General features: G+C 63.4%; 18 protein-coding genes and 1 rRNA gene. 3 read left to right on the top strand and 16 right to left on the bottom strand.

The window, feature by feature from the left end; all coding sequences use genetic code 11:
* Together E1N52_RS37000 and E1N52_RS37010 are read right to left on the bottom strand one after the other, a co-directional pair.
* Positions 1–507, bottom strand: a 16S ribosomal RNA gene (locus E1N52_RS37000); the annotation flags it as partial.
* 513 nt (positions 508–1,020) lie between these two features.
* On the bottom strand, positions 1,021–1,272 hold the full coding sequence (locus E1N52_RS37010; protein ID WP_425468195.1) for a hypothetical protein: 252 nt from the start codon (positions 1,270–1,272) through the stop codon (positions 1,021–1,023).
* 119 nt (positions 1,273–1,391) lie between these two features.
* On the opposite strand from E1N52_RS37010, the gene E1N52_RS37015 reads away from it, so the two are divergent.
* Positions 1,392–1,829, top strand: a complete 438-nt coding sequence (locus E1N52_RS37015; RefSeq protein ID WP_133189281.1) for a hypothetical protein — start codon at positions 1,392–1,394, stop codon at positions 1,827–1,829.
* 51 nt (positions 1,830–1,880) lie between these two features.
* Here the strand turns inward: E1N52_RS37015 and E1N52_RS37020 are convergent, their stop codons facing one another.
* The 5 genes from E1N52_RS37020 to E1N52_RS37040 form a co-directional block, all read right to left on the bottom strand.
* Positions 1,881–2,924 (bottom strand): ABC transporter permease, encoded by a 1,044-nt coding sequence (locus E1N52_RS37020; protein WP_133189283.1) that lies wholly within the window; start codon positions 2,922–2,924, stop codon positions 1,881–1,883.
* A 4-nt stretch (positions 2,925–2,928) separates the two neighbouring features.
* Entirely contained in the window at positions 2,929–3,957 is a 1,029-nt protein-coding gene (locus tag E1N52_RS37025) for an ABC transporter permease (RefSeq protein WP_133189285.1), read from the bottom strand.
* A gap of 44 nt (positions 3,958–4,001) precedes the next feature.
* Positions 4,002–5,612: a sugar ABC transporter ATP-binding protein gene (locus E1N52_RS37030; protein ID WP_133189287.1), complete on the bottom strand. Its 1,611-nt coding sequence runs from the start codon at positions 5,610–5,612 to the stop codon at positions 4,002–4,004.
* A gap of 14 nt (positions 5,613–5,626) precedes the next feature.
* A complete protein-coding gene (locus E1N52_RS37035; RefSeq protein WP_133189289.1) occupies positions 5,627–6,661 on the bottom strand; it encodes an ABC transporter substrate-binding protein in 1,035 nt (344 codons plus the stop codon).
* 188 nt (positions 6,662–6,849) lie between these two features.
* The gene (locus tag E1N52_RS37040; RefSeq protein ID WP_133189291.1) at positions 6,850–7,938 is read right to left on the bottom strand and encodes a LacI family DNA-binding transcriptional regulator; all 1,089 of its coding nucleotides are present in this window, start codon (positions 7,936–7,938) and stop codon (positions 6,850–6,852) included.
* Between the two features lie 198 nt (positions 7,939–8,136).
* Here E1N52_RS37040 and E1N52_RS37045 point away from each other — a divergent pair, with 198 nt between their 5' ends.
* Complete coding sequence (locus E1N52_RS37045; RefSeq protein ID WP_246089386.1) at positions 8,137–9,168, top strand: aldose 1-epimerase; 1,032 nt, start codon at positions 8,137–8,139, stop codon at positions 9,166–9,168.
* A 13-nt stretch (positions 9,169–9,181) separates the two neighbouring features.
* Here the strand turns inward: E1N52_RS37045 and E1N52_RS37050 are convergent, their stop codons facing one another.
* Positions 9,182–9,505 (bottom strand): hypothetical protein, encoded by a 324-nt coding sequence (locus E1N52_RS37050; protein ID WP_133189293.1) that lies wholly within the window; start codon positions 9,503–9,505, stop codon positions 9,182–9,184.
* Between the two features lie 216 nt (positions 9,506–9,721).
* Between E1N52_RS37050 and E1N52_RS37055 the strand changes: the two genes are divergently transcribed.
* Positions 9,722–11,080, top strand: a complete 1,359-nt coding sequence (locus E1N52_RS37055; protein WP_133189295.1) for an MFS transporter — start codon at positions 9,722–9,724, stop codon at positions 11,078–11,080.
* A 66-nt stretch (positions 11,081–11,146) separates the two neighbouring features.
* Here the strand turns inward: E1N52_RS37055 and E1N52_RS37060 are convergent, their stop codons facing one another.
* From E1N52_RS37060 to E1N52_RS37095, 8 genes are all read right to left on the bottom strand, one after another.
* A complete protein-coding gene (locus E1N52_RS37060; protein ID WP_133189357.1) occupies positions 11,147–11,500 on the bottom strand; it encodes a DOPA 4,5-dioxygenase family protein in 354 nt (117 codons plus the stop codon).
* A gap of 86 nt (positions 11,501–11,586) precedes the next feature.
* The gene (locus tag E1N52_RS37065) at positions 11,587–12,363 is read right to left on the bottom strand and encodes an ATP-binding cassette domain-containing protein (RefSeq protein WP_133189297.1); all 777 of its coding nucleotides are present in this window, start codon (positions 12,361–12,363) and stop codon (positions 11,587–11,589) included.
* Positions 12,360–13,334, bottom strand: coding sequence for an ABC transporter permease subunit (locus E1N52_RS37070; RefSeq protein ID WP_133189299.1), 975 nt, complete (start codon positions 13,332–13,334; stop codon positions 12,360–12,362). Before E1N52_RS37070 ends, E1N52_RS37065 begins: the two co-directional genes overlap by 4 nt.
* 19 nt (positions 13,335–13,353) lie before the next feature.
* The gene (locus E1N52_RS37075) at positions 13,354–14,334 is read right to left on the bottom strand and encodes an ABC transporter substrate-binding protein (RefSeq protein ID WP_205965728.1); all 981 of its coding nucleotides are present in this window, start codon (positions 14,332–14,334) and stop codon (positions 13,354–13,356) included.
* A gap of 183 nt (positions 14,335–14,517) precedes the next feature.
* Positions 14,518–16,116, bottom strand: coding sequence for a threonine ammonia-lyase, biosynthetic (gene ilvA / locus E1N52_RS37080; protein ID WP_133189301.1), 1,599 nt, complete (start codon positions 16,114–16,116; stop codon positions 14,518–14,520).
* 516 nt (positions 16,117–16,632) lie between these two features.
* Positions 16,633–17,667 carry a ParB/RepB/Spo0J family partition protein gene (locus E1N52_RS37085; RefSeq protein ID WP_133189303.1) on the bottom strand — a complete coding sequence of 345 codons (1,035 nt, stop codon included), beginning with the start codon at positions 17,665–17,667 and terminating at the stop codon, positions 16,633–16,635.
* On the bottom strand, positions 17,657–18,346 hold the full coding sequence (parA, locus tag E1N52_RS37090; protein ID WP_133189305.1) for a ParA family partition ATPase: 690 nt from the start codon (positions 18,344–18,346) through the stop codon (positions 17,657–17,659). Before parA ends, E1N52_RS37085 begins: the two co-directional genes overlap by 11 nt.
* Positions 18,347–19,314: 968 nt before the next feature.
* Positions 19,315–20,688, bottom strand: a complete 1,374-nt coding sequence (locus E1N52_RS37095; RefSeq protein ID WP_133189307.1) for a replication initiation protein — start codon at positions 20,686–20,688, stop codon at positions 19,315–19,317.
* Positions 20,689–21,878: the final 1,190 nt, after the last annotated feature.

A 21,878-nucleotide genomic window follows, 5' to 3' on the forward strand; every position in this document is an offset into this window, starting at 1 on the left:
GTTAGCCGGTGCTTATTCTTCCGGTACCGTCATCCCCGGCGGATATTAGCCACCAGGATTTCTTTCCGGACAAAAGTGCTTTACAACCCGAAGGCCTTCTTCACACACGCGGCATTGCTGGATCAGGCTTTCGCCCATTGTCCAAAATTCCCCACTGCTGCCTCCCGTAGGAGTCTGGGCCGTGTCTCAGTCCCAGTGTGGCTGGTCGTCCTCTCAGACCAGCTACGGATCGTCGCCTTGGTGGGCCTTTACCCCACCAACTAGCTAATCCGCCATCGGCCACCCCAATAGCGCGAGGTCTTGCGATCCCCCGCTTTCATCCGTAGATCGTATGCGGTATTAATCCGGCTTTCGCCGGGCTATCCCCCACTACTGGACATGTTCCGATGTATTACTCACCCGTTCGCCACTCGCCACCAGGTGCAAGCACCCGTGCTGCCGTTCGACTTGCATGTGTAAGGCATGCCGCCAGCGTTCAATCTGAGCCAGGATCAAACTCTTCAGTTCAATACCTGTTACTGTTTTCGGTTCAGTTAAGAACCGGTCGCTCACTCAAAGCTGACAGGAATTTGAATTGCTTCAAAAACCTGACTTACTTTAGTGTGAGACTCTTGATACTTTTGCTGCTCCCGGCTTTGCTCCGAAGAACGAGGCCGGGTCGCCACCGCATCAAGCGCCCACACTTATCGGCTGTAAATTTTTAAAGATCGATCGCGAAAGCGCCGTTACCACATCGAACTACCCGGCGTTTTCTGCGTTGCTGCATCAGCAGCAGAGAAATGAGATTATGAAGAATCCTTTTCGCTTCGTCAACCCCTTTTTTTTCGCTCACCGCTTGAAAAAGCTTGCTGACTCCTGCGTCCGCCGGTTTCCACGGCGGCCCTCGCTGCCTGACGTCAGAGACATCGAACTGCGAAGGGGGCGAATCTTATCGCCTCGATCGCGAGTCCGCAAGCCCTTTCCATCGACTCAATTGAGAAGAGGCGCAGTACGCCTCTTCTCACTGAGCGGCATTCGCGCTCAAGACTTCGGATCGTCCTTCGTCGGCGGATCGAACAGCGCCTTGCACGGCGGCGAGAGCTCGTCGTAGTGCTCCTTCATGCACGCCGCGATCTTCTTCTTATTGGGAATCGCATGCGCGCAGAAGTGGAACGCATCGCCACGGCACGCGTGCTCCTGCTCGTCGCGCGATTCGCCGCTGCTCGCCATCGCGAAGGTGAGGCCGATCAGCAATGCGCCCGCTTTCATCATGCGATCGAACGGTTTCCTCATGGCGTTCTCCTCGTGATGCGTGGTCCGACGTGACCCTGCAAGGAATATTCCCGGCACGCCGCTTGCAGCGCTCCCCACACCTGCCACGATGAGGCGCTGCCCTTGCGCAGCGGAACGCCATGAACCCACCGATCATCCGGATGCTCGCGCTTTGCTCAGCGATTGTCATACCAGGCATCCCCCTGGCCGCTCATGCGGACGACAGCGCAAGCCCCTGCGCGGCGCTAAAGCGCATCGTCGCGGCAGCACCGCAGCACTTCGCGTCACTGAGTCCTGACGACGGGCGCGCCGTCGCGCAACCCTATGGTGACGACGCGCAGTGCGCAACGAGTGGCGGGAGTTTTCAATGCGTCTGGAGCGCGCGCGACGCAGGATCGGGGACGAACGCGCTCGAAGGGGTAGGCGCCGACATTGCCTCGTGCCTGCCCGACGCAACGCACGACGTGAACTCGCCTGGCCGCCAGCACTTCTATCTGGGGCAGCGCGGCAGCCGGACCGAGATCACAGCGCAGACCGACGGCTCAACGCGTGTGAAGCTGAGCGTTTCGCATCAGTAGGCATGCCATCGGCCAAACGCGTTCGAGGCCGGCAGCTCGAGACGTCATCTATCAAGAGCCCGCGGCCGCCCGCCGCCGCGTCGTGCCCGCAGCCTGCGCGGCGCCATGCCGGCGGCCGGTGAGCACAGTCTGCACGATCACCGCAGCGAGCAGGAATGCGCCGCTCGCAAGGTTCTGATAGTAAGGGCTCAGCGTGCCGACCTGATTGATCACATTGTCGATGACACCGAGAAGCAGCACGCCGGCCAGCGGTCCGGCCATCGTTCCCACGCCGCCCGTGAGCAACACGCCGCCGATCACGGCCGCGGCAATCGACTGCAGTTCGTAGCCGGTCCCCGCCCCCGACAACCCCGAGTCCAGGTGCGACGCCAGCAGCGCCCCCGAGAGCCCGGCCAGCGCACCGGACAATCCATAGGCGAGTATCTTCACGCGCTCCACGCGCACGCCCAGCATGCGCGCCGCCTCTTCGTTGCCGCCGATCGCAAAGATCGCCGCGCCAAAGCGCGTGTGATTGAGCAGCGCGCCGCCGAGCGCATAGACGACCACCAGCACCCAAATCAGATTGTTGACGCCAAACACCGAGCCATTGGCGATGCGCGCGAAGAAACCCGGATTGGCGATCAGCAGATCCTGGCTCGCGAGCACGAGCGCGAGCCCCTTGAGCCCAAGCAGCGCCGCAAGCGTGACGATGAACGGCGCCATGCGCGCGCGGGCGATCAGCACGCCGTTCACCAGACCGACGACGAAGCCCGCCGCCACAGGCGCGAGCATCGCGGCGCCCCACCCATAGGGCGCGGCATAGGCGGCCAGCACCGTTCCGAGTCCGACCATCGATCCGACCGAAAGATCGAAGCCGCCCAGGATGATGACGATGCTCTGGCCCACGGCGACGAGCCCGAGAAACGCGCCGTTCGAGGCGATGTCCGCGAGGTTCGCGGGGCGCAGGAAGTCGGGAAACACCATGCCGGCCACGAGCGCGACGACCACGAGCATCGCGATCGCCCCGCGCGACTGCACGAGCGCGATCACTTGCGCGCGCCGATTGGTGCCTGGTGCGGCGGCGGCTTGAGCGTCCGCTGGTTTCGCGTTTTGCATCGCGTCAGCCTCCCGAGCGTTGCAGATACAGCGCGACGACGATGAACACCGCCTTGAGGATCTGCGCGTAGGTGAAGCTGATGTTGTTCATGATGAAGCTCGCGTCGAGCACCTGGAGCAGCAGTACGCCGAACACCGCGCCGACAATCGAGATGCGCCCGCCCGAGAGCGGCGTGCCCCCGATGACCGAGGCGGCAATCGCATCGAGTTCGAAATTCACACCCACATAGTTGGGATCCGCCGCGCCAAGCCGCGACGACGCGAACACGCCGGCGAGTCCGGCGAGCGTGCCGCTCACTGCATAGACGAGAAAGAGCGTGCGCCGCACGGGAATGCCCGCGAGAAACGCGGCGCCGCGGCTCGCGCCCACGAGAATCGCGTAGCGCCCGAAGGTCGTGCGCCGCACGACGAACGCCACCACGACCGCGAGCCCGAGCGCGATCAGCATGACGATGGGCAGCGGGCCGAGCGCACCGGCGCCAAGCAGATCGAACGCGGGGGTGTCGGGCAGATTCACGCGCGAGCCACCTAGCAGCGCCTGCGCGAGCCCGCGCGCGGCGACCAGCAAGGCCAGGCTCGAGATCAGCGGATCGATGGCGAGCAGCGCCACGAGGAACCCGTTGCACAAGCCGACGACGGTGCCTACAGCGACCGCGCCCACGAGCGCCGGGCCCACGCCATACGGCAGGAACACGGCAATCGACGCGCTGGCGAGCGCCATCACCGAGCCTACGGAGAGATCGATGCCGCGCGTCGCGATCGCGAGATTCTGGCCCAGCGCGATCAGAACGATCGGCGCCGCCTCGAACAGCAGGCTGCGCGCCGCGAAGGGATTCGAGAAGCCGGGCGTGACCGCGAGATTGAACGCCACGAGCGCGGCGAGCGCGAAGTACACGCTGTGCTCGCGCAGCACGGTGCGCCAGGTCTGCGCGCGCGCCGCGGCGCCAGACGTGGGCGAGACGGAACGGCTCGACGAATTCGAAGGATTCGAGGGGCTCAAGCTTGCCTCGTTCGATTCAAGGTTGGTCGCCATCGGAGCGGTTGTCGTGGATTGTGGCGGGTTTGGCGCGGGGTTGCTCACGCGGTGCCGCCGTCGTGGTCGGCGCTGTCGTCGGATCCGGCGCCGGCCAGCACGGCGAGCACATCGTCGGGATGCGCGCCGGCGGTCGGCATGCCGCCCTCGGTCGCGCCTTCGTTGAGCACGACGAGGCGGTCGGTCAGCGCAAGCAGCTCCTCCATCTCCGACGACGTGACCACCACCGCAAGCCCCTCCTGCGCCAATTCCTGCACGACGCGATGCACCTCCTCTTTCGCGCCGACGTCGATGCCGCGCGTGGGATCGTCGAGGAGCAGCACCGTTGGGCGGGTCGACAGGCAGCGCGCGATCAGCGCCTTTTGCTGATTGCCGCCCGAGAGCGTCGTGATGAGTGCGCCGGGCCCGGCCGTCTTGATGCCGAGCCGCTCGATCGATTCCCGCACCACTTGCGCTTCCTTCGCACGCGAGATGAAGCCGAAGCGCGAAATGCGCGGCAGCAAGCTCGCGACGATGTTCTCGCGCACCGAGAGACGTGGAAAGATGCCTTCCACGCGGCGGTCTTCGGAAAGGAAGGCGAGCCCGCGCCCGATCGAGCGCGCCGGGTTTGCATGCGTGAGCGCGCGCCCAGCGATATCGACCTCGCCGCCATCGGCTTTCTGCGCGCCGAAGATCGTCTTGAACGTTTCCGTGCGGCCCGAGCCGAGCAGACCGGCCAGGCCGACGATCTCCTTGCGGGCCACGCGCAGCGACACGTCGCGCACGCGATTGCCCCACTGCAGATGGTCGACGGCGAGCGCAGGCGTCGCGTCGGCGTCCGCGTCGGCGCTGCCCGAGCGCTCGGCCCACGCGTGCTCGCCCGCGCTCTCGCGGCCCAGCATGGCCGCGATCAGTGCCGCGCGCGGCAGTTCTGCGGGCGTACCCGTGCGGACCACGGCGCCGTCGCGCATCACCGTAAAGCGATCGCACAGCCGGTAGCATTCGGAAAGCCGGTGACTCACGAACAGCAGCGCGATGCCCTCGGCGCGCAGGCGATCGACGACTTCGAACAGCACGTCCACCTCCGCACCGCTCAGGGCCGAAGTCGGTTCGTCGAGGATCAGCACGCGCGCGCCCAGCGAAACGCCGCGCGCAATCGCCACCATCTGCTGCGCGCCGAGCCCAAGCGAACCGAGACGCGCGGCCGGATCGACCGCGAGCCGGTAACGCTGCACGATGTCGGCGGCGCGCTCGAGCATGCGCTTCCGGTCGGTCAGGATGCCGAAGCGTTTCGGCTCGTGGCACAGAAAGATGTTGTCGGCCACGCTGCGCTCCGGGATCAGGTTGATTTCCTGATATACGGCGCACACGCCCGCGCCCTGCGCGGCGCGTGGACTGTCGAACGCGACGTCCGCGCCGTCGAGCGTGAGCGCGCCCGAGTCGGGCTGATGAAAGCCGGTGAGGACCTTGATCAGCGTGGACTTGCCCGCGCCGTTCTCGCCCACGAGGCCGTGCACCTCGCCCGCGCGCAGCGTGAGCGAGACGTCGCGCAGCGCGCGCACCACGCCGAAGGTCTTCGAAACGCCGTGCGTTTCGAGCACGGCGCGTGGCGCGGCTGTGGCGGAACCGGCGCGACCGGTGCGATTGGTGCGATCGGCGGGGGCGCTCGTCGTCATCGTGCGAACGCGGCTCAGTAGACCTTGCCCTGCGCGAGCGACGGCTGCGCGTTGCTCCGGTCGAAGAGCGCGTCGTCCATGATCTGCTTTTGCGGCACCGGCTTGCCCGCGAGATAGTCTTCCAGCGACTTGAACGCGAGCGGACCGAAGCGCGGATTCGTTTCGACGTCGGCGGCGACGATGCCGTTCGAGATATCCGAGACGATCTCCTTCGTGCCGTCGATCGAGACGATCTTCACGCCGTTGAGCTTGCCGGCCTGACGCAGCGCCTTGATCGCGCCGACCGTCATCGTGTCGGCGTGGGTGTAGACGGCGTTGACGTCCGGATGCGCGAGCAGGATCTGCTCCATCACCTTCTGCGCTTCGGTCGTCGACCAGTTCGCGGTTTGCGCCGCAATGATCTTCATGCCGGGATAGGGCTTGAGGCCGTTCGCAAAGCCGTCCGTGCGCTGGCTTTCCACCGTGTTGCCGTAGCCGCCCTGAATCTCGGCGATGACCGCGTTGCCGCCCGTGGCGTCGGCGAGTGCCTTCGCCGCGCGCTCGCCCTGCTTATAGAAGTCGGAGCCGAGGAACGTGATGAAGTCGTCGCACACCGTGCCCGCCGTCTGCCGGTCGATCGTCACGACGGGAATGCCCTTCGCGCGCGCCTGGGCGAGCGCGGGCTGCAAGCCCGTGGAGTCGTTGGGCGCAATGATGAGCGCCTCGGCGCCCTGGTTGATCATGCTTTCGATGTCGGCGACCTGCTTGGCCTGGTTGGCGTTCGCGTTCGTATACAGGAGACGCTTCACGCCCGCTTCCTTCGCCGCCGCGCGAACCGAGGCGGTTTCGGTCGCCCGGAACGGGTTCTGTTCATTCTCCGACTGCGAGAACCCCACCACCATGTCGCTCAGCTTCTTGCCGCCCGGCTTGGGATTCGTGCAGCTCTCGCTGGAATTCGACTGGACTTTCTGCGCGCCGGCAGTGGACTGAGCGTTAGCGCTCGCGGCGAACGCGCTCGCGAAGCAAAAACCGGCGGCGATGAGGGCGGACTGGATTCGTTGGTGACGCATGGCTGTCTCCTGTCGACCGCACGTCACGCTTCAGCGCCTGGTGCAGTCCCATGCAAAGCTGTGAATGACACGAACGGCGCAGGCCTTCGGCCCCACCGCGGCTTTTTTTGTCGTTCTGGTTTCATCGGCGCCGCGCACGAGGCTCGGTACCGAATTATTACGGTCACTGCTTCAGCTAATATTACCAGTCAATTTTCGGAGATATTAATGAGGGTATTCACGGGGGAGTCGGGGGCCGGCGCGCACACCGAGGTCCGTTCGATGAGCGGCCCGTCGAGCTTCACCGTGCGGTGGCGCACCGGCGCGCCGGCGCTGCGGTTCTGCTCTTCCTGCAGCAGCGTCTCGACGGCCCAGCGCCCAAGCTCGTAGTTGGGCAACACGACGGTGGTGAGCGGCGGGTGGGTGTGGCGCGCGATTTCCTGGTCGTCGTAGCCCATCACTGAAACGTCTTCGGGCACACGCAGCCCGAGTTGCTTGAGCGCCTCGATCGCGCCGATCGCCGTCAGGTCGTTGGCGCAGAAGATCGCCGTGGGCGGATTCGGCTCGCGCATGAGCGAGAGCGTGAGTTCGAAACCCTTGCCCGAACTCCAGTCGCCGTCGCGCACGAGGCGCTCGTCGAACAGCAGGTCCGCGGTCGCGAGCGCCTGGCGATAGCCCTTCAGACGGTCTTTCGCGGCGTCCTGCCAGGTTTCGCCGTTGATGAACCCGATGCGCCGGTGCCCCGCTTCGATCAGATATTCAGTGGCCGTATGGCCGCCCGCCACTTCGGCCGGAACGACCGAAGAGAGCGCGTGATCGGACGCGTAGCAGTTGAGCAGCACGGCCGGCACCTTCAGCAGCGCAGGCGGCACCGTGACCTTGCGCGTGTACACAGTCGCGTAGATCACGCCGAGCACGTTCGGCATGGCGAGCGTTTGCAGCACCTGCTGCTCCATCTGGGCGTTGCCATGCGTCGAGAACACCGCGAGCAGACAGCCGTTGTTCCAGGCGGCGTCGCGCGCGCCGTCGATGCTCACGACCGGGTGCGGACTCGTCGAGACTTCGTCGGCGAGATAAACGATGAGGTTGCGCTCGCCAGCCGGGGCAGGCGTCTGCACCGCGCGGATCGGCAGCTGATAGCCAAGCGATTGCGCGACTTCGTGAACCTTCCGGCGCGTCGCTTCGGAAAGCTTGGCGCCGACCGCGCCGTTGAGCACGAGGGAAACCGTCGATTGCGACACGCCTGCGGCCTTCGCGATGTCGGTCATGGTCGGGCGGCGTTGCGTCGATTTTTTCATCGGATCTGAGGGGGACTGCGGGAGGGCTGCGCGGCGCGGCGGCGCGCGCTCGGGGCCGCGCTGTTGGCCCGAAGCGTAGCACTAATAATTTGGGCCATCAATTGGAGTATGTCACCATTTTTTGGCGCCATCATCAGCGATTTCAGCGCCTATATTATCTTTTATTAGTAATAAAACGATGCACTGGAGAACGCTCATTTGACTGCCCGACCGACACCCTCGCCGTCCCCGGAGATCGCTTTCGACGCTGCCGCGCTCGACGACGGCCAGCTCGTCACGCTGGCCCACGGCGATGCGCGCGTGCTCGTCGCGCCGCACGTCGGCGGCTCGATCGCCGCGTTCTACGACGCGGCCGGCGAGAGGCCGGCATCACACTGGCTGCGTCCCGCCACGCGCACCGCCATCGACACGCGCGATCCGCTCGGCATGGCGAGCTTTCCGCTGATGCCGTACTGCAACCGCATCCGCGACGGGCGGTTCCGCTTCGAAGGCGAGATGATCGACTTGCCGAGCGGCACCGGCGCGCTGCGCCACGCGCTGCATGGTCACGCATGGCGGCGGCCCTGGACGGTCGAAGCGCAAACGGCCGATACGCTCACGCTGCACTTCCTGCACGAGCCGAACGAGCTACATGAAGCGCACGGATCCCACGGATCGCGCAAGGCCAATTCACACGTCGGTACAGGCTGGCCGTTTCGCTACGAAGCGCGCCAGCACCTCACGCTCGACGCCAGCGGCCTCACCGTGCGCCTGTGGGCTCGCAACCTGGCCGCGCGGCCCATGCCGTTCGGCCTGGGCCATCACCCGTACTATCCGCGCCCGCCCGGCACGCGCATCGCCGCGCGCGTGCGCGCCATGTGGGAAATCGACACGGAGGTCCTGCCGGTCTCGCTCAGCACCCACCCGGCCGTCGACGCCCTGCAGGCCGGCCTGCTCGTCGACGACTTCGATCTCGACAACAACTTCTCCGGCTGGCGCCGCGAGGCGGTCATCGAGTGGCCGCACGAAGGCCGTCGCCTCGCGCTGCGCGCGAGCACACCACTCGACTTCTTCGTGGTCTTCTGCCCGCCCGGCCTGCCGTACTTCTGCGCGGAACCCGTCAGCAACACGACGGACTGGCTCAATCTGCGTCACGAAGGCACCGTGCAGCGCATCGACGTGGGCGGCACCGTGCTCGCTCCCGGCGAAACGCTCGAAGCCCAGCTTGCCTGGCAACCCGAGCGGACCTGAAGCGGCCAGTCGCTTACATGCCCGCGCCGCCTTGTCCACCCGAGCGCACGCCCGCCAACGGCGCGCCGTAGCCGCCCGCCTCGGCGTTGTTCGGGTGGCCGTTCGCGAGTTGCCCGCGCGGATCGGTGGGCCCGACCGGCATCTCGCCGGCCTGGCGATTGCCGTGCGTCGGATATTCGCTGCCCGGTTGGGCGCCCGGCATGAGCGCGAGGCTATTTTGTGGCGTACGCAAGTCGTCATTCGGCGCAAGCTGGGCATAAACCTGACCCGGCGCACCTGCCAGCATCGCGCTGGCCATGAGGCACGGCATGGCCGCGTGGGCGAAGAAAGGCTTCATCTGGAACTCCTTGTCGCGCAACGCGACGCGCTTGCAGCACGCATGTGCTCGCCGTGCTGCTTTCAGGCTAGCAGACGACCGCCTGCCGCGCCCGATGTTGATCTCCAACAAACGCCGCGCTGCGGTTACTATTCCGGGTTGTAAGGCAAATCAGAAAAAGCGGCTCGCCACAGCGGGCCGATACAACGACAACCTCAGTCGACAGGAGACAAAACCATGGACCAGCCGCGCGCCGTCGACGTCCAAACCTTTATCAACGAACATCCGTTCTCGCCGTTCCAGTGGTTCATCTTCGCGATGTGCTTCGTCATCGTCCTGCTCGACGGTTTCGACACTGCGGCGATCGGCTTCATCGCGCCTTCGCTGCTCGGCGAATGGGGCATCCCCAAGCCCGCGCTCGCGCCCGTGCTGAGTGCGGCGCTCTTCGGCCTTGCTTGCGGCGCACTCGTGTCCGGACCGCTTTCCGATCGCCTCGGGCGCCGCGCCATGCTGGTCGGCTCGGTGTTGCTGTTCGGCGTGACCTGCCTCGCTTCGGCGTTCTCCACCAGCATCGGCGAGCTCACGTGGCTGCGTTTTATTACGGGTGTGGGTCTCGGCGCCGCCATGCCGAACGCGGTCACGATGATGGGCGAGTTCTGCCCCGACCGGAACCGCGCTACCGTGATCAATCTGATGTTCTGCGGCTTTCCGCTCGGCGCGGCCTGCGGCGGCTTTCTCGCGGCGTGGATGATTCCGCATTTCGGCTGGCGCAGCGTGCTCATGCTCGGCGGTGTGACGCCGCTCGTACTCGCCGTTCCGCTCTTCCTGCGCATGCCGGAATCGGTGCGCTACATGGTGGCGAATCAACGGCCCGTCGAGCGTATTCGCGCCGCGCTCGCCCGCATCTCGCCCGACGCCGCCAAAGCGCAGGTGTTCACGATGACGGAGCACGCCCCGCAGACGCAAAGCAAGGGCCTCGGCGTCGTGCTTTCGCCGCTGTACCTCGTCGGCTCGGTGATGCTGTGGGTCGCGTATTTCATGGGGCTCGTGATCTTCTACGCGTCGATCAACTGGATGCCGCTCCTGCTCAAGGACTCCGGCCTCACGGCCTCGAGCGCCACGCTGATTTCGGCGCTCTTCCCGCTTGGCGGCGTGGGCGCGGTGCTGAGCGGCATGCTCATGGACCGCTTCAACGCGAACCGCATCATCGCCGCGTGCTACGTGCTCACCGCGCTTTCGGTGTGGCTCATCGGCCAGGCGGCGGGCAACGTGGCCCTGCTCGTGCTCGTGGTGTTCGTGGCCGGCGTGCTGATGAACACGGCGCAATCGTCGATGCCCGCGCTCGCCGCCGCGTTCTATCCGACCCAGGGACGCGGCACCGGCGTGGCCTGGATGCTCGGCATCGGGCGCTTCGGCGGCATTGCGGGCTCGTTCCTTGTGGCCGAACTCGCGCGCCGGCACTTCACGTTTGCGGGCATCTTCGCGACGGTTGCCGTCGCCGGTCTCATTGCCGGCATAGCGCTGCTCATCAAGCAGGCCGCGCGGCCGCAGGCGAGCGGATCGTCGGCGGCAAAGACGGAGTCGTTCGGGCACTGAGGCCCGCTGGCGTGTGGTGGATTGCGCCGTGCCGCAGGCTACTGGGCGGCGCAGTCCGCGGAGCGGTCAGCCGCCGAGCGCGCCGAGATTGAGCGCGTGCGAATGGCCGATCCAGACGGCAGCGTCGCGATGGTCGCGCAGGGCATCGGCGGTGTTCGGATGCACGAACACGTCGAGTGCGCCGTGATTGAGCGTGAGCCATTCGACGACCGTCATGAAATGCTCTCGCGTAATGGCGAGCTGATACGACCACATCGGATGCGGCCCGACCGGACGCTCGTGAAAGCGCCCGATTTGTACGATCTCGCCGAAGCGGGCTTCGATCGCCTCGCGCAAGGTCCATGCGGCGTCGCGCGTCGCCGCGTCGAAATAGACGTGGGCGTGCCAGCTCGTGATATCGGCGGGATCGAGGTAGTTCATGGCGGGAGCAGGAATGCGGTGAGGGTTCGAGCCGACATTGTCCATCGATTGCCCGCACCGCGCAGGCGAACACACCACGTTGCGCTTCAGTGCGCGCCGTTTGAATACGTGTCGCCGACCATCAGCCGCACGATCTCGTCGCCATCGGTTTCGGCCACGCGCCGCTCTCCCGCCACTTCGCCGCGCCGCAGCACGACGATGCGCTCCGCCACCGCGAAAATATCGTGCAGGTTGTGAGAGATGAGAATCACGGCCACGCCCTGCGCCTTGAGTCCGCGGATCAACTCCATCACCTTGCGTTGCTCGGGTACGCCGAGCGCCGCGGTAGGCTCGTCCATGATGAGCACGCGCGCGTTCCAGTAAATCGCGCGGCCTATCGCAATGGCCTGGCGCTGGCCGCCCGAGAGCATTTTCACGGGGCCCGTGAGCTTGCGCGGCGGGATCACGATATCGAGCCGCTCGAGCACTTCGCGCGCCACCCGCGCCATGTGCGGCCGGTCGATCACCTGGAAGCCGAGTAGCCGTCGCACGGGTTCGCGGCCGAGGAAGATGTTGCTGCCCACATCGAGATTGTCGGCGAGCGCGAGATCCTGATAGATGGTTTCGATGCCCTGCGAGCGCGCATCCTGCGGATCGCGCAGCTGGAGCGGACGCCCTTCGAAATGCAGATCGCCCGCATCGGCGCGATACACGCCAGAGAGAATCTTGATGAGCGTGGACTTGCCCGCGCCGTTGTCGCCTGCGAGCGCGAGCACTTCGCCCGGCATGAGCCGCAACGACACGCGCTTGAGCGCCTCGACGCCGCCAAAGCGGATCGAGACGTCACGCGCCTCCAGAATCGGCGTGGCGCTCTCACCGCTCATTGCGCGCCTCCGAGCCGATCCTTGTACTGGTCGATCAGCACCGAAAGAATGATGACGATGCCGACCACGATGAATTGCCAGAACGCGTTGACGTCGATGAACACGAGCCCGAACTCGATCACGGCGATGATGAGCGCGCCGATCAGCGTGCCGATGACGTTGCCGGTGCCGCCAAAGAGACTCGCGCCGCCGATCACGACCGCGGCGATCGAATCGAGCAGCATCGGCTCACCCGCATTGGCCGCGCCCGCGGCGAAGCGCGCTGTGTAGACGATGCCGCCCACCGCCGCGAAAGCCGCCGCGATCAGATAGATCGCAAAAAGATGACGGCGCACGTTGATGCCCGCGCGCATCGCCGACTGCGGATTGCCGCCTATCGCGTAGGTGTACTGACCGAAGCGCGTTTGCGAGAGCACGAAGTGCATGATGACGAGCAGCACGGCCGTGAGAATCACGGGCGTCCAGCCGCTGCCGAGCCACGCGAGCCCAGGATTGTTCACGGAGACGGTCATGCCGCTGCCCGCAGCGAGAAAGCCCACGCCGCGCGCGACCCCATACATGCCAAGCGTGCCGATGAAAGCGGGCACACCGAGGCGCGCGATCAATACGCCGTTCACGAAGCCTGGAATCAGGCACACGAGCACCGTGAGCGGAATCGACATCAGCAGGATCCACGGCGATGCGCCGCCGGGAATCGTGAACTGTGCGACGCACACTGCCGCGAGCCCCATCACGAAGCCCACCGAAAGATCGATGCCCGCGGTGATGATCACGAAAGTCTGACCGATGGCCAGCAGGAGCGGCGCACTCGCCGCGAGCCCGATCGACTGCAGGTTGTACGCGTTGAAGACGAACGACCGATGCGCCGAGATGCGCGCCCACGCCTCGAAGAAGACGAGCAGCGTGCCGAGAAAGAGCCACGGCCAGACCTTGCTGACGAGCGCGAGCCTGTCGAGTCGTTTGTCGTTCATGTGGCTCTGTTCGCGTGGCTTAGTTCGAGTAGATGTACTGCTTCATCTCCGGCTTGTCGATGTTCGACTTGTCCAGCACCACGAAGCCCGTGCCCTTGTAGGTGGGAATCTTCTTGCCGTGGATGGCGTCGGCGGCGAACTTCACGGCGTCATAGCCCATCTCGTCGGGAAGCTGCGCAATGGCGATATCGACGAGGCCGCTTCTGATCTGCTCGTCGATTCCCGGCACGGCGTCGAACACGACGACCTTCACCACGCCCTGCTTGCCCGCGTTCTTCACGCCTTGCGCCGCGCCTGCGCCCGAAAACGTGTTGGCGCCGAATACGCCCGCGAGGTCGGGATTGCGCGCGAGCACCGCCGCCACGTGCGAGGCGGCGCGATTGGCGTCGTCCTCGTTGTACTGCGTCTCCAGCACCTTGATGTTGGGGTGCTTCTTCATCTCTTCCATGAAACCTTGCGCGCGCGCGTCGGTGCTGGAAATGCCCGGCTTGTTGTTCTCGCAATAGACGGTGCCCTTGTCGCCGATCGCCTTGGCGAGCGCGCGCGCCGCCACGTGGCCGCCTTCCAGGTTGTCGGAAGCGACATAGGACAGCGGGAAGTCGGCGTCGCCCTTGCCGGTTTGATAATGGCCGTCGCCGATATAGGTGTCGACGGTGATGACCTTGATGCCGGCGTCGGCGGCTTCCTTGAGCGGGCCGATGAGCTGCTGCTTGTCGACGGGCGAAACGAGCAGCACGTCAGGATGCTTGGCGATGAACGCCTTGAGGATCGGCACCTGTTCCGTGGTGTTCCAGGCCTTCGGAACCTGGAACAGCAACTGGATGTTTTCTTCCTTCGCCGCGCGCTCGGCGCCGCGATGCATCGTGAAGTAGAAGGGATCGGTGACGCCGGGCAATAGCGCGACGACGGGATGCGCCGCATCCGCGTGCGCTACGCCGGGCAGTGCGCCGGCGACGATCGTGGAAAGAGCCATCAGACAGCCAAGAGCGATGCGCAACATGTTTGTCTTCCTCCAGGTGAGTCCGACGCACGGCGCCCATTCTTCCCGAGGCGACCACGCCCGGCAGCAGTGGCTCAGTATACTGACGCGCACTGCCGCGGGGCCTGGTGTTTTCCTGCACTCTTTCGACGCTTTATGCGCTTCAGATGCAGACGTCCCGATTGGTGGGACGACTGACTATTTTCATTGCAGGAACAACCGATACGCCGGGTTCTGCGTCTCTTCCCAGTGCGGATAACCGAGCGTGGCGAGGAAACGACGGAACTCGGTATCTTCGGCGGCGGGCACCTGGATGCCCACCAGAATCGAGCTGTAGTCGGCGCCCTGGTTGCGGTAGTGGAAGAGGCTGATGTTCCAGTTCGGCGCCATCGACGAGAGAAAGCGCATGAGCGCGCCCGGGCGCTCCGGAAACTCGAAGCGGAACAGGCGTTCGTCGTGCGCGAGCGGCGAACGGCCGCCCACCATGTAGCGGATGTGCTGCTTCGACAGCTCGTCGCCGGTCAGATCAACGGTCGGAAAGCCGTGATCGACGAAGGTCTTCGCGATCTGCTGCGACTCGCCGCGGTTGCGGATCTGCACGCCCACGAAGATGTGGGCGCGCTCGGCGTCGTCGATGCGGTAGTTGAACTCGGTCACGCTGCGTGTACCGACCAGCTCGCAGAAGCGCTTGAAGCTGCCGCGCTCCTCGGGGATCGTCACGGCGAACACGGCTTCGCGCGCCTCACCCACCTCGGCACGCTCGGCCACGAAGCGCATGCGGTCGAAGTTCATGTTCGCGCCTGAAGTGATCGCCACGAGCGTCTGGCCTTCAATGCCCTCGCGCTCCGCGTACTGCTTCGCGCCCGCCACGGCCAGTGCGCCTGCGGGTTCGAGCACGCTGCGCGTGTCCTGGAAGACGTCCTTGATCGCAGCGCAAAGCGCGTCCGTGTCGACGGTGAGCACTTCGTCGAGATACTGGTGGCACAGACGGAAGGTTTCCTCGCCCACCAGCTTGACGGCCGTGCCGTCGGAGAACAGGCCGACTTCGGTGAGCTCCACGCGTTTGCCCGCCTTGATCGACTGCGCCATCGCGCAGGAATCGTCGGTCTGCACGCCGATCACCTTGATCTCCGGGCGCACAGCTTTCACGTATGCCGCCACGCCCGCAGCCAGTCCGCCGCCGCCAATCGGCACGAAGATCGCGTGAATCGGGGCCTGATGCTGGCTCAGCACCTCCATCGCCACGGTGCCCTGGCCGGCGATCACGTAGGGATCGTCGAACGGATGCACGAAGGTCAGGCCGCGTTCTTCCTGCAGGCGCACGGCGTGGGCGTAGGCATCGCTGTACGACTCGCCGGCCTGCACGACCTCGACGGTCGCGCCGCCGTGGGCGCGCACCGCATCGACCTTCACCTGCGGCGTGGTCACCGGCACGCAGATCACGGCCTTCACGCCGAGCTTTGCCGCCGACAGCGCCACGCCCTGCGCGTGATTGCCCGCCGAGGCGGTGATCACGCCGCGCTCGAGTTGCGCGGGCGAGAGGTGCGCCATCTTGTTGTACGCGCCGCGCAGCTTGAAGGAGAACACCGGCTGGTTATCCTCGCGCTTGAGGAACACGGCGTTGCGCAGGCGGGCCGAGAGGTTCGGGGCGCGCTCGAGTTCGGTCTCGCGGGCGGCGTCGTAGACACGCGCCGTGAGAATCTTCCGGAGATAGTCGTTTTCGTCGCGTCGAGACTCTGCGGAATCAGTGGCTTCGACGACTTCGGTTGCTTCGGCGGTGGGGCGGCTTTGATGCACCTGCATGACGGCTCCTGTCTTCACTTTCGTTTTGGCCAGGAGGCGGAAACAAAAAACCCGCCTCTTGGGGCGGGTTGTTGTCACTGCTGCCAGACGTACGCTAACCCACCATTCGTTGAATGGTGCGAATAATCAGCGCAATCGTGAAAAGGCGGCAGTTCATGCAAGCAAGGATGACCTGGGGGACGGACGTTGTCAATTGCTCACAATCTTGTCGATTGTAATGCACTACAAATTACGTCTTGTTTGCTACGTTTTTCGCTTGCAGCGGGTATCTTCGTGGCGAAAGGCGTAAAAAACGTGATTTAGCTCGAGCGAAGCTAACATGTTTCGTGAAACATTCTAGAAAACATGATCTAACTGATTGATATCAAACGATTTTACCTGATCCGGTATTTTGTCTCGCGTGTTTCACGGATTCGACCCCGGTCATGGCTGACGCATGACCCGCATCACCGCTACAACGAAAAAGGGCGTCTGACGACGCCCTCCCCTGCTACCGTTGGCCGATGCTCGCGACGCTCAGGTCATCCCGGTCGTGTCCATTTCCGAAGCCCATTGCTCGATGACCGCCTTCACGCGCTCGGCCAAACGTTGCTGATCGGAAGGCGCGATGCCCTTCAGGCTCAACTCCGCGCGCCCATCGCCGAACAGCTTCAGTTCGCCCAACGCAACGCCGTCCGGTCGATTGAACTGGACGCGGGACTGGTAATGCGTACGGCGCGGTCCTACGCTGCGCGCGCCGGCTTCAGCCGAAGCTGCCGCCTCGAGCTTGCGCACGCTAGCCTTCCCTTCAATCACCTGCTGAAGCCAATGCTCGGCGACCGTTGCGCCCGCCCGGTCGAAGATCAGCTTGATGTTGTAGGCGTGTCCGAGTCCGACATCCTTGCGATTCTGCGCCATCCTCTGCAGCAGATAGGGCGGCAGCGACGTGAGCGCGATCACCTTGCTGATGTGCTTCGGATCTTCGCCTACGGCCACCCCAAGCTCGACCTGGTCGACGTAGACACGTTCGTCGAGCAGCTTCTTCCACGCGAGCGCATCGTCGAATACCGTCTGCTCCTCGCGCTCCTTGTTGGCGTGATAGGCGCGCAGGTACAGGTTCTGGTTGTCGAGACCCTCGCGGACATCGGCGTCGATGAACTTGTCGCCGCGCGAGCGGGCAGCGCGAATACGCCGCTCGCCGTCGACGATCACATATTGGCCGGGAAACGCCGCGAGTCTCGTGACCAGGATCGGCGTGATCTGGCCTTGCGTCGCAAAGCTTTCGGCGAGTTCGTCGATGGTCTCGGCGCTGTAGAACGCGCGCGGGTTGTACGGATTGGAGACGACATCTTCGACCGAAATCTTCCGGACCGCATGCAGCGAAAGCGGCGCCTCGAGCGCTTCGATGACTTCGGCTGGCTGGGTGGCCGGCGTGTCCACTACATTGGGCGCGCCCGCGTCGCGCTGCGCGATATTGACGACATCGGCTTCGGCGAGACGCTCGCCAGCCGAAACGCGCTCGGCGGCCATGCCCGCGCGGACCTTGCTGGTGAAATTCAGCTTAGCGGCCATCGACCACCTCCTCTTCTTCTTCCTGAACCAGCGCAATGATCTCGTTGTAGACGGCGCTGATCTCGTCCTTCGCGACTTTCGCCCCGCGCACGCCGCGCACATCGAAGACGGTGCGGCCAAGCGCTGCCGCCTGACGGTAGAGCTCGCGCTGCTTGATGGTTGCCGAAAATACGCGGACGTTGCTCTCGGCGAGGATGGCGCTCATCTGCGTATGCAGCAGCGTCTTCGAATTAGATTTATTCAGCAAAATTGCGAATTTTCCGGCCGGATTGGCCACGCGGGTTCGCTCGACCAACTCCATCATCCCTTCGCTACTCCAGATGTCGATCGGCGATGCATCCGTCGGAATGACAGTGGCGTCGGCGACGGCAAGCACTCGCGCGGTAGTCAGGTCGTTGATATTGGGCGGGCAGTCGACGATGACGACGTCGTAGTCGTTCGCCAGTGCTGCGATCTCCGGCCCAATCATCTTCTCCAGCTTGTGAATGCTGCCGACGCGGAACGGCAGGGGCGTTTCAGGACCGGCCGCTGCACACCAACTCATGCAAGATTGCTGACCATCGGCATCGGCGACATAGACCTTATAGCCTTCAGCCTGAAATGCCCCAGCCAGATTCATGCTGGTGGTGGTTTTGCCAACGCCACCTTTTTGGTTCGCTACGGCTATCACGAGACCCATTCGTTTCTCCATGCAATTGTTCAACAGCGGACGAGTCCCCCAGGCGCACTCTCCACGTGGAGACTTCAGCAAGTCATTCGAGAGTCTACTGGCAACTTAAAGTAAATTCTAGGATTTCTGCCTCAGACGTTGTCAGTTCACAACCAATTGGCCGAACGGATAAGGATTCGACGCAATGCGGTGGATTGGCGAGCGGTCGAATTGGCTGGATTGCTATGTTTCAACGACGGCGGAAATCAATCTCCACGTGGAGATCGCAGATTGCTATCGAAGGTGATGAGTCGGTCTGCTAGCGGGTCGATGAGTCACAACATCTTTGCACCGCCGTGTAATGCGCGCGTGACGATGGGTAGAAGATTTGAGTTGGGCGAAAGTGCTGGAGTGGAGTTTCCTGGCGGAAGGAGATGAGGAGCATCGCACAAATCTCCACGTGGAGATTCGTCGGCTTGAGCTCGATCTGCCCTGTGCTGTGAGTGTGATCGGGGTGAACTAGGAACGATCCGACCTGTGCGTGTGACTATCGAATCTCCACGTGGAGATTCATCAACCGGCATTCGCGAGGAATGCTCCTGCGCGAGCAGGTGGTATCCAAGATGGGATGTGACAGCAAGCGGGTACTGTCCACTAAGAGCATGGCGCTGAACCCGCACGCGTTTGATCATTTGAAGCGGCGACTCTCCACGTGGAGATCAACGCGAGCAGCACGAACTAACGGAATGGCATCAGCATCCACAGCGCCCCGAGACGAAGCGTGAACACCACTCCGAGGCACTCAACCAGTCAAAGCCTGGCGCTTCAAAGAAAGCGAGTCTCCTTAACACGCAGGAGTCTCAAAATATATATTTGGCTACGATTTCTAGATAATTATATTTAGCCAAATTTCCTTGCACGCAGCCCGCGTTCACACACAGCAAAACGCCCCCAAAAAAACGGCGGCCGAAGCCGCCGTCTCGTTACCTTCATCGCCTTCACTCGTCCCGCGTTTTCAACGCAAGATCGATTTCGGCAGCCTGCAAGCCTTCGCCCCCAGCCGGTGCCTGTTGTCCGCTCAACAGGAATTCGAGCAGGTCGGCAGCAGTCGGCTGGCCCCAGGTGTCCAGCACCACCCAACGGAAGAAGTTCGTTGATGCCATCTTGCTTGGCACTTTCGCCGTCGACACCTTGAGCTTGTCCATGCCGACCGTCTCGTTGTAGCGCTTGATCAGCGCAGTCTGGTCGTCGTATTCAAGTTCATTGAAGTAGGCGCGCGCCTCATTGATCTTCGCGGCGATATAGCGGTCCTTCACCTGATCCTGACTTTCGCGCGCGCGGCCGGCGTCGGCGGCAGGCGAGGCGGCATTCGCACCTGGCAACTCGTAGCCCTCAGTCAGCGCCTTGCGGAAATACGCCGCAACGTTAGCGAGCGGCGCTGCGTTTTTCTGCGCCACCCGCGCCGCGGTATAAGCGACCGCCGTGCGAATCTTGTCCTCACCGTACTGCTTGAGCAGGCGCCGCGCCTCGGAAACCGGAATGCTGAACTTCGACATCTCGCCGATCAGCAGCGTTTCGTTTGCGCGCAGTTCCTGGGACGGATCAGTCTCCGGCTTGCGGGTCACACGGAACTGCAGGGCGACGACCGAGCGTCCCACCTTGTGCTCGATGAGCTCGAAATTGTGATCCGAAATCTCGTTGACTTCCTTGATGCAGGGCACCAGCACACGGCTCTTGAACTGCTTGTAGAGCTTGTACGATTGCGCCGAAGTATCCTGCCCAAGGATCAGGTCACGCAGCGTCGCGAGCGGGAAGCGCGCCGTCACACCCACAGCCTCGTAGCGAACGACGTTCTCCCAAAGCGCGAGCGAATGCGCCTTCCTGAACTGACGCGTGATGCGCATGTCGATCATCGCGTAGATTTCAGGATTGAGCAGTTCGCCGCGAATCTGCTCGGAGAAGGTGTAGCGCAAGACCGATCGCTCGAGCTCGGCACCGGCAAGCAAACCGGACGCCTTCCAGATGCTGCGCTTGTCCTGCGTGAGGTAGTCCCAGTTGACGACCGTGCTGATGAGCGAGTTGATCGTTTCTTTGACGTACTCGGTGTTGTTGCTGTTCAGATCGACGTCCTGGGAGAGGGCGGAGATCGTGATCTCGAACGACGAGCGGCCGCGGTCGAGGGAATCCTGGCGAATGGCGTTCTTGATCAGCGAGCTGAACATCTTGCGCTGCTGCAGGCTGATCGATCCGGACTTCGGTGCGATATGAATCGCCGGAACGGCCTTGCGGAACAGATCAGGCGGCTGGCCTTGCTGGAATACGAGTGCACCTTGTTTGTCGGCGTCGCCGGCTTCGGCCTTTTTTCTTGCCATATGACCCACGATGAAAGGGAACCTGGTCGGTTGGTAACTGTATACCAACCGACCAGGTGACTCAAGGCCGCGAACGCAATCGTGACGTGGCACGACACCAAAGGGCGACGAGCATTGACAGCCGCTGATTCTCTGCCTCGACGGCCACCGCGAAGCGCTCCGCAGCGCTCAGAGCAGATCCCGCGCATGAACCCATAACTGGTGACCTTTGTATCGCCGAACCCGGAAACGCGTCCCATAGCTCGTGACCTTTAGGCAGGATGTGAGTACTCACTCAGTGAATTGAGCTTCGACAGGTAGCCATCCATGGGATTTTTCACGCCGCTAGTCGGGCTGTAGCTCGGAGCAGGTGGGCCAAGCGAAGCCACGTTCCTGACGCCCATAAATGGTGACCTGAGCTGGCTCCCATAGATGGCTACCCACACAGAGGCAAAATACGGCTCCGGAGATCCGCGAATCAGCAGTTGCCCCCATAGCTGGTGACCCATACCGGATCCCATAGGCTGTTACCTTGGTCGAGCTGGCGTCTCCACATGCAAGGATTCATGCGGGGGAGCCGATTCGTCGCTCGATGACGCAGGAATTCCTCTCCCGCGAAGCCACCATATCTGGTTACCCAAGCCGATTCCCAAAGACGGTTACCTGAATCCAGACGAGCAGGCCTCTAAAACGCCTTCAGGAACGGCGCCCGCCCCATAAGCGGCGACCTTCCATGACTCCCATAAACGGCGACCTGAAGGCAAAACCGCTCCTTTTCCCATAGTGGGCGACCTTCCCCCCATATCCACAACCCGTAAACCCCATGCCCGGCTACCGAAGTCCCATATCCACAACCCCGAATTCCCATACCCGGGACCGCAAATCCCATAACGCGCCACCAAATCGGCCGCAAAGCCTTGCCTGGTAAGGGTTTGAGGCGCCTAAAGGTTTACTAAAGTTGTTAAAGCGTAAAAGGTAAACACTGAAACACGCGTTCGATGAGAAAGACGTCTCCCAAAACCGGGGACCTTAATGCATGTGAGTGGTCACCAACCTCCGTAACCCCATTCCTGGTTACCTAGCCGGTCTATCAATGCTCTGCGGGCACCATAGAGCATTACCTAAGCCCCCTCTTCTTGAGAATCAACATTTAGAGCGGTAAGCATCTCATTGATTTGTTAGAAAAAACACTTGGATGGTCTCCGCCTATG

This window comes from Paraburkholderia guartelaensis (assembly GCF_004353905.1).
GTDB lineage: Bacteria > Pseudomonadota > Gammaproteobacteria > Burkholderiales > Burkholderiaceae > Paraburkholderia > Paraburkholderia guartelaensis.

Coding starts and splice junctions, on each gene's coding strand:
- E1N52_RS37010 (WP_425468195.1), bottom strand. CDS start 1,272: ATGAGGAAACCGTTCGATCGCATGATGAAAGCGGGCGCATTGCTGATC.
- E1N52_RS37015 (WP_133189281.1), top strand. CDS start 1,392: ATGAACCCACCGATCATCCGGATGCTCGCGCTTTGCTCAGCGATTGTC.
- E1N52_RS37020 (WP_133189283.1), bottom strand. CDS start 2,924: ATGCAAAACGCGAAACCAGCGGACGCTCAAGCCGCCGCCGCACCAGGC.
- E1N52_RS37025 (WP_133189285.1), bottom strand. CDS start 3,957: ATGGCGACCAACCTTGAATCGAACGAGGCAAGCTTGAGCCCCTCGAAT.
- E1N52_RS37030 (WP_133189287.1), bottom strand. CDS start 5,612: ATGACGACGAGCGCCCCCGCCGATCGCACCAATCGCACCGGTCGCGCC.
- E1N52_RS37035 (WP_133189289.1), bottom strand. CDS start 6,661: ATGCGTCACCAACGAATCCAGTCCGCCCTCATCGCCGCCGGTTTTTGC.
- E1N52_RS37040 (WP_133189291.1), bottom strand. CDS start 7,938: ATGAAAAAATCGACGCAACGCCGCCCGACCATGACCGACATCGCGAAG.
- E1N52_RS37050 (WP_133189293.1), bottom strand. CDS start 9,505: ATGAAGCCTTTCTTCGCCCACGCGGCCATGCCGTGCCTCATGGCCAGC.
- E1N52_RS37055 (WP_133189295.1), top strand. CDS start 9,722: ATGGACCAGCCGCGCGCCGTCGACGTCCAAACCTTTATCAACGAACAT.
- E1N52_RS37060 (WP_133189357.1), bottom strand. CDS start 11,500: ATGAACTACCTCGATCCCGCCGATATCACGAGCTGGCACGCCCACGTC.
- E1N52_RS37065 (WP_133189297.1), bottom strand. CDS start 12,363: ATGAGCGGTGAGAGCGCCACGCCGATTCTGGAGGCGCGTGACGTCTCG.
- E1N52_RS37070 (WP_133189299.1), bottom strand. CDS start 13,334: ATGAACGACAAACGACTCGACAGGCTCGCGCTCGTCAGCAAGGTCTGG.
- E1N52_RS37075 (WP_205965728.1), bottom strand. CDS start 14,334: ATGTTGCGCATCGCTCTTGGCTGTCTGATGGCTCTTTCCACGATCGTC.
- ilvA (WP_133189301.1), bottom strand. CDS start 16,116: ATGCAGGTGCATCAAAGCCGCCCCACCGCCGAAGCAACCGAAGTCGTC.
- E1N52_RS37085 (WP_133189303.1), bottom strand. CDS start 17,667: ATGGCCGCTAAGCTGAATTTCACCAGCAAGGTCCGCGCGGGCATGGCC.
- parA (WP_133189305.1), bottom strand. CDS start 18,346: ATGGGTCTCGTGATAGCCGTAGCGAACCAAAAAGGTGGCGTTGGCAAA.
- E1N52_RS37095 (WP_133189307.1), bottom strand. CDS start 20,688: ATGGCAAGAAAAAAGGCCGAAGCCGGCGACGCCGACAAACAAGGTGCA.